This window comes from Streptomyces sp. P5F9 (genome assembly GCF_057961495.1).
On the sequence record NZ_JBXVPZ010000496.1, the window covers coordinates 1 to 6,835 of the forward strand.

General features: G+C 73.3%; 5 protein-coding genes. 3 read left to right on the forward strand and 2 right to left on the reverse strand.

The window, feature by feature from the left end:
- Positions 1-234: 234 nt before the first annotated feature.
- Complete coding sequence (locus AC31A1_RS43575) at positions 235-768, reverse strand: SUKH-3 domain-containing protein (protein WP_489658615.1); 534 nt, start codon at positions 766-768, stop codon at positions 235-237.
- A 69-nt stretch (positions 769-837) separates the two neighbouring features.
- A complete protein-coding gene (locus AC31A1_RS43580) occupies positions 838-1,377 on the reverse strand; it encodes a YwqJ-related putative deaminase (protein ID WP_489658616.1) in 540 nt (179 codons plus the stop codon).
- Positions 1,378-1,749: 372 nt separating this feature from the next.
- On the opposite strand from AC31A1_RS43580, the gene AC31A1_RS43585 reads away from it, so the two are divergent.
- The 3 genes from AC31A1_RS43585 (at position 1,750) to AC31A1_RS43595 (ending at position 6,708) form a co-directional block, all read left to right on the forward strand.
- Positions 1,750-2,757: an SMI1/KNR4 family protein gene (locus tag AC31A1_RS43585; protein ID WP_489658617.1), complete on the forward strand. Its 1,008-nt coding sequence runs from the start codon at positions 1,750-1,752 to the stop codon at positions 2,755-2,757.
- An 8-nt stretch (positions 2,758-2,765) separates the two neighbouring features.
- Entirely contained in the window at positions 2,766-5,591 is a 2,826-nt protein-coding gene (locus AC31A1_RS43590) for an SUKH-4 family immunity protein (protein WP_489658618.1), read from the forward strand.
- Positions 5,592-5,820: 229 nt separating this feature from the next.
- Positions 5,821-6,708, forward strand: a complete 888-nt coding sequence (locus tag AC31A1_RS43595) for a cellulose-binding protein (RefSeq protein ID WP_489658619.1) — start codon at positions 5,821-5,823, stop codon at positions 6,706-6,708.
- Positions 6,709-6,835 lie beyond the last annotated feature (127 nt).

A 6,835-nucleotide genomic window follows, 5' to 3' on the forward strand; every position in this document is an offset into this window, starting at 1 on the left:
GTTCCCCGCGCCCCTGGGTGGGTGGGGGTGCCGCTTCGTGGCTCCGTGCGGGTGCGTCGTGGTTTGCCTGCGGTGCGTTGTGGGGCGGCGCCGCGCCGGGGGGTCTCCGTCCTCGGATCGGCGCGGCAAGGTTTCTCAAGAGTGTGGCGGTGTTGAGCGCCGACCGCTGCGGGCGGACACCCCCCGACACGTCGCCTTCTCGCCGTACGAGGGCTGCGGCCGTCCTGGGTGCGGTCAGCCCGCCGTCAGCCGTACTGGCTCTATGCCCGAGACCAGGGTGGCGAGGGCCTGGTCGATGTCGCCGCCCAGGTACCAGTCGCCGGTGTGGTCGAGGGCGTAGACGCGGCCCTCGGAGTCGATGGCCAGGAGGGACCGGGTGTCCGGTTCCTCGCCCAGGGGGCTGACGTCGGTGTCCAGGGCGCGGCCTAGGTCGCCGAGGGTGCGGGCCATGTGGAGGCCGTGCAGGGGGTCCAGGTGGAGCGCCACGGGGGAGATCTGGCGGCCGGGGCCCGAGGGTGTGATGTGCAGGCCGCCGAACTCGGCCCAGGCCTCCACCGCCGCCGGGAACACGGCGTGCTGGTGTCCCGCCGGCGAGGTGTGGTCGCGCAGGGTGTCCGCCCAGATCTCGGCCTGCTTTATGTCCCAGCGGCCGGGCTGCCAGCCCGCGGCGCGCAGGGCGGCGTCCACGGGTACGGAGAAGCGCGATGGGGGTCCGCCCTGGCCGAGCGGAGTCGAGGGCTTGGGGGAGGAGTGGCGGTCGGCGTGCATCTGCCCTTCGATCGTCGGCGTCAGGGACGGTGGTGCGGTCGTGCCTTGCTCGGTCTGGTGGGGGTGGGGTCAGCCGGTTTCCGTCGCGGGGTCGACGACTCGTACGCCGAAGTGGGCGCTCAGGGCTGTGCAGGCTCGGCAGGGGGTCGCGAAGCTGCCGTGCAGGGGGTCGCCGTCCTCGCGGATGCGGCGGGCGGTGAGTTTGGCCTGCTTGAGGGTCTTGCGGGCCTCGCCGTTGGTCATCGGCTTGCGCGCGGCGCGCTTGCTGCGGGCCTCGTCGGCGGCGGTGATGTGCCGGGAGATGAGGATCGCCTCGGCGCAGCGGCCGGTGAACCGGTCGCGCTGGGCGCTGGTGAGGGTGTCGAGGAAGTCCTGTACCAGTGGGTGCAGGGCGGGCGGCTGGTCGCCTCGCGCGGCGGTGCCGGTGAGGGTGGTGGCGCCGCGCACGGAGAGGGCGGCGGCGATGGTCGGGAGTATGCCGTCACGGCGGTGGCTGAGGGCCGGCGCCTGCCGTGCCTCGGTGGCGCTCCAGCCGACCCGGGGGTCGCCCGAAGGTCCGGTGTGCGCCCCGGTGTGCGGTCCCGTCTGCGTCGCGTTCATGATCGTCATCCCCTCCCGAGCATCCCCCGGCGGGTCACAGAGTGCCAAATGCCGTGGCTGGTGCGGTAGCTGGGGCGGTGCGACACGCCAGGGCTTCGGCGGGCTGTCACGACGGGGTGACGGCAGGTCACGGTCGTGGAGGTTCGGTGACGGGTGCGGTGCGTTCGGTGAGGGGTGCGGTGAGGGGGTGCGGCCGACCGCCGCCGGTGACCGGTGTCGCCGTACCGCATAGGCTGTCCGCACCGCGATCCACGCGGTCGACGCGTGGAGACAGTCGAACGAAGACGTCAAGAAGACGAGACAGTCGATACGGGGCACAGTGGGGCGAGTTGGACATTCGGCCGCTGTGAATCGTACTGAATGCCGCAGGGGGCAACCGCCATGACGACAGGTCGGCTCGGGCAGCGAGCCGCGCCACCGAACGCGGCCTACGCCGGGCAGGTCGTGCACTTCCCGGACCCGGTCCGGGCGGCCCGCCACCCCAGAGGGGTGCGGATGGACGAGCACGGCTACCCCGACTTCTCGCCGTACGCGCGCGCGGCCGCCGAGATCGCCGAGCCCCCGGAGGGCTTCGGTGTCGACGAACTGCGCCTCACGGACTACGTGTCGGCGAACGCGGCGCTCGCCGCGACCCGGCACGAGCTGTGGGACACCGTGCCCGCGGTGGCCACCCCGCACGGCTGGACCTGGCACCACGTGGTCGGCACCCGGCGCCTCGAACTCGTCCCCGTCGACGTGAAGGCACTGCTGCGCCACCACGGCGGGATCGCCACGGCCGCCGTCGCCCACGACAAGCGCGGCACCCGTCCGCTCCAGGAGACCCGCCCCGCGCACTTCGGCCTGCCGAAGTCGACGGTCGCGGTGACCGAGGCGCAGGTGCAGGGCGTCGAGGAGGACCTCGGCTACCGACTGCCGGGCGCCTACCGGTCGTTCCTCAAGGCGGCCGGCGGCTGCGCGCCCATCGGCACCGCGCTGGACGCCGAGTTGGGGCTGATGATCGACCAGCCGTTCTTCACGGTCCGTGACGAGGCCGCCGTCAACGACCTCGTCTACATCAACAAATGCCTGCGCGACCACCTCACCAAGGACTACCTGGCCGTCGGCTTCGTCCAGGGCGGCCTGCTCGCCGTGAAGGTGAAGGGGCAGCAGATCGGTTCCGTGTGGTTCTGTGCCTATGACGACGCCCGCGACGTCGACCCGTCCCAGGCGCCGGCCGACCGTGTGGAGCGGCTGCTGCTGCGCGCCGGGGACGACTTCGACCAGTTCCTGGCCCGACTCGCGGGAAATCCCCCGGAGTTGGAGACGGTGGCGAATCTGATGGTGGACGGCGGGTTCGCCCAGTCGGTTCCGGTGTCGTCCGCGGCCTCGGCGTCCGCGGTGGGGGAGTGAGCTGACCGATGGTGACCTTCGCGCAGGCGCAGGAGCGCGCCGAGGAGTGGATCAACGGCGATGTGCCGTCGTACCAGCATCGCGAGGTGCGGGTGCGGGAGTTCGACCTCGGCTTCGTGATCTGGGCCGAGGACCGCGCCGACGGACCGCGTTCGGACGGCGGCGCACAGCGGATGGTGCTCGCCCGCGACAGCGGCGAGGCCACGCTGTGGCCCTCGCTGCCGGTGGGCGAGGTCGTCCGCCGCTACGAGGAGGAGTACGGCCGCCCCGACGAGGTCGCCGACGCGGTACCGGCGGCTCCGCCGGCCCGGGTGGACCTCAATCAGACCTCGTTCCTGCTGAGTCCGCCGGAGTGGCTGCAGGAGGCGGCGGACAAGCTGGGGATCCCGGACCGGCGAGGGGAGTCGGCCTCGCCTTCGACTCCACAGGGATCAACTCCGGGTGCGGGTGCGGGAGTTGGTGCTCCGGGTCCGTCGGGGCGTGCGCTTCCCGAGACCCAGGCCGGGGTGCCCGCCGCTTCGGCGTGGCCGGACGCCGGAGGATCCGGGGTGCCGGACGACGCGCCCGCCGTGCCTGCCGGGGCGACTCCCTGGGCGGGCACCGACACCAACGCGGATCCCGGCGAGGACCGTTCGGTACCGCTGCCCGCGACCGTCTTCGCGCCGCCGCTGAGGGAGCCCGAGGACAACACCCCGCCCGACGCCAAGACCGCCCTGATCTCCGGCGGCAGCCAACTCCCGCGTACGGCACAGGCTCCGGCGCTGGACGAGTCCCGCTCCGACTCCGACTCCGGTGGTGGGGCCGGGGGTTCGCGGGGGCCTGGTGGACCTGGCGGCGCGGCCCAGGGCAACACGCCGCCGTCGTACGGGTATCCGCAGGGTGCGCCTCAGCCGGCTCCGCCTTCGTACGGCTACCCGCAAGGGGCGGCCGGTGGCTCGGGTGGTGCCCCGCCGTCTCCGGGTGGTGCGCCGGGTGCGCCGCAGCCGGCTCCGTCGTCCTACGGGTATCCCCAAGGGGCCGGTAACGTGCCGCAGCCTCCTGGTGGGCCCGGGGTGCCGGGACGGGGGCTCGCGCCCAACGCCGGGGACATCGCCGACGCCGCGACCAGCAAGGCGGCGCCTCCGCCACGCCGGGGCGGTGGTTCCAAGACGCCTCCCCCGCCGGGTGCGCCCGGGACGCCGGGTGCGCGGCCGGGTGGTGCGCCCGCATCGCCTCCGCCGCCTCCGCAGGCGCCGGGCGGTGGGTATGTGGCTACGCAGATGGTTTCGGGGCTCGGTCCGGAGGGGCCTGGTGCTCCGCAGCCGCCCGGTGCGCCTGGTGCGCCGAACACTCCCGGTGGTACGCCTCCGGGTGGGGTGCACCATGCCGCGACGATGCTTGCCGATCCCGGGCAGGGTGGCCCCGGGTCCGCGGGGCCGAGGCCTCCGCAGCCGCCGGGTGCCCCTGGTACGCCACAGCCGCCCGGTGCTCCCGGAGTTCCCGGCGCACCCGGTGGACATGGTGCCCCCGGTTCTCCGGGCGCGCCCCAGCCGCCGAACGCTCCCGGCACCCCCGGTTCCCAGGGCGGTGCCCAAGGTGCCGTGCATCACGCGGAGACCATGCTCGCCGGGCCCCCGATGGGTGGGCCCGGTGTGCCTCCGCCGCCGCAATTCCCGGGCGCGCCCGGCGCGTTGGGCGCCCCCGGTATGCCGCCGGGTGCCCCGCCGCAGCAGCAGCCGATGCCGCCGGGCGCGGTACCTCCCGGTGCGATGCCGCCCCCTGGGCAGCAGATGCCCGGTCAGGGCATGCCTCCCATGCCCGCGCCGGGGCAGCCGTTCCCCGGGCAGCAGCAGCCCGCCTACGGCTATCCGCAGCAGGGGCAGCCGACCGTGGGACCGGGTTATCAGGCCGTGTTGCGGTACCGCGCGCCGGACGGGTCCGAGCAGCAGCTGATCCGGCGGTCCGCGCCGGGGACGCCGCACCCGGAGTGGCAGATCTTCCACGAGCTGCGCGGCATGAACATCCCGCCGGACCAAGTCCTCGAACTGCACACGGAGTTGGAGTCCTGCGAACTGCCGGGCGCGTACTGCGCGCGGATGATCCGCGAACAGTGGCCGCAGGCCCGCATCGCGAGCATCGCGCCGTACGGCACGGATCACGCGAGCCGGCAGCAGGGGATGCGCGAACTCCTCGCCCACCAGGGCGAGTTGCACCAGGTCGCCGACGGGCCGGCCCGACTCGCCCCGGTGCGGGCGCCGTTGCCGCCGGTGCAGCCGACGCCGCCGATCCCGCCGGAGGCGATCGCGCAGGAACTGGCGGGCGCGTTCGGGCCGGGCGTGTTCCGGTTCGAGCAGGCGGCGGTGTCCCGGCAGGGCGTACCGCCGGTCGTCGCGCACACGCTGGTCGCGGCGGGGCTGCCGATGGACATGGGCCCGTTCTTCTGGGCGCAGGCCCAACCCGGGCGACCCGTACCGACGTTGGCCGAACTCGCGCAGGAGCGCGGGGTACGGCCGTCCGCCGACGCGGGCTCGTACCTCGTCATGGGCAGCGACTTCGGCCGCGCGATCTGCGTCCAGTACGGCACGGCCAACATCGTCGCCGTGCCCGTGGAGGCGGGGCCGGGCGGCGCTCCCGTACCGCCGCAGTTCGTGAACACGGGGCTGCCCGAGTTCGCGCGCTGTCTGGCGCTGCTCGGCCGGATGTGGCGCCTGCGGTACGGGCTGAACCAGGAGCAGGCGGGCCGTTGGACCGTCGACTTCCAGGCGCAGCTCGCCTCGCTGGATCCGGCGGCGCTCGGGTCGCCGGAGAGCTGGTGGTCGGTGTTGCTGGAGCAGATGTGGGACGGGTTGTTGTGATCCCGATCCGCTGAACAGGCTGTATTGAGCTGTATTGAGCTGTATTGAAGGGCCGGGCCCGGTCGTGTGACCGGGTCCGGCCCTTTTGTGTGCGCCCGTGGTCGTTTCGCGTTCGCGTGATGCCCGTGACCTGTCTGCGGAGTGTCGCGTTATGAACACTTACGCCCGATCCATCAAGATATGCGGCAAATCATCATGTCGTGTCCGTCGGATGGAGAGGGGTTCCAGGATGAGCAGCGCATCGGTGTCACCACGTGGCTTCGTGGCCGTACGGGGGCGCGGCTACCGCCCCGACCAGGTCGACGCGTACGCGGCGGCGATCTCGCAGCACCGGGACGTGGCGTGGGAGCGGGCCGCGCGGCTGACCGTACTGGCCAAGGACATGGAGGCGGAGGCCGCGCGGATGCGGGTCGCCGTGTCCCGGCTCGCTCCGCAGACGTACGAGGCGCTGGGGGAGCGGGCTCAGCGGCTGTTCCAGTTGGGGGTGGAGGAAGCCGCGGCGCTACGGGAGTCCGCGCGGCGTGCGGCGGAGGAACAGGTTGCGGAGGCAGAGGCGCGCGCCGCGAGCGTGCTCCAAGCGGCGCGCGACGACGCGGACGCGCTCCGCGCCGAGGCCGAGGAACGCGCCCGCCAGCGACTCCTCGCGGCCCGCGCCGAGGCCGACGACATCCGGATCGGCGCCCGGCGCGAGGTGAAGGAGGGGCGTACGGAGGCGCTGTCCGCGTTGCGTGAGGTGCGGCAGCGGACCGCGGCGATGCTTGGTGAGCAGGCCAAGGAGCACGAGGAGCGGTGGGCGTCGGCCGAGCGGGAGGCGTCGTCGCGGGCGGCAGCGCTGGATGCGGAGTACGCCGAGCGGGTCGCTCTTGCGGAGGCTGCGTTGGGGGAGGCTCAACAGGCTTTTGCCGAGGCGGAGTTGTCGGATCGGCGGTGGCAGGAGGAGGCGGCCTCGCGGGCGGCTGAGGTTCTGGCGGAGGCTCGGGTTCGGGAGGAGCGGGTTGCTCGGGATACGGAGCGGGTGCTGCGCGAGCACGGGGAGACTTGGGATGACGTGCAGGCGCATATGGACCATGTGCGGAGTAGTTTGACCGCGCTTACTGGGCGGGCTGCGGCGGAGTGATGTGAACGGGGGCGCGGTTGTGGGTATGTGCGGGCCCGGTGGGGGCTGGTCGCGCCCGCGCGGCGGTAGCCGCAAATTGAACACAGCCCCGCGCCCCTAGGTGGGACCAGTCAGGGGTGATCTGCGC

Bases quoted from the DNA above. Each gene is read 5' to 3' on its own strand.
- AC31A1_RS43575 (WP_489658615.1), bottom strand. From the start codon at position 768: ATGCACGCCGACCGCCACTCCTCCCCCAAGCCCTCGACTCCGCTCGGC.
- AC31A1_RS43580 (WP_489658616.1), bottom strand. From the start codon at position 1,377: ATGACGATCATGAACGCGACGCAGACGGGACCGCACACCGGGGCGCAC.
- AC31A1_RS43585 (WP_489658617.1), top strand. From the start codon at position 1,750: ATGACGACAGGTCGGCTCGGGCAGCGAGCCGCGCCACCGAACGCGGCC.
- AC31A1_RS43590 (WP_489658618.1), top strand. From the start codon at position 2,766: ATGGTGACCTTCGCGCAGGCGCAGGAGCGCGCCGAGGAGTGGATCAAC.
- AC31A1_RS43595 (WP_489658619.1), top strand. From the start codon at position 5,821: ATGAGCAGCGCATCGGTGTCACCACGTGGCTTCGTGGCCGTACGGGGG.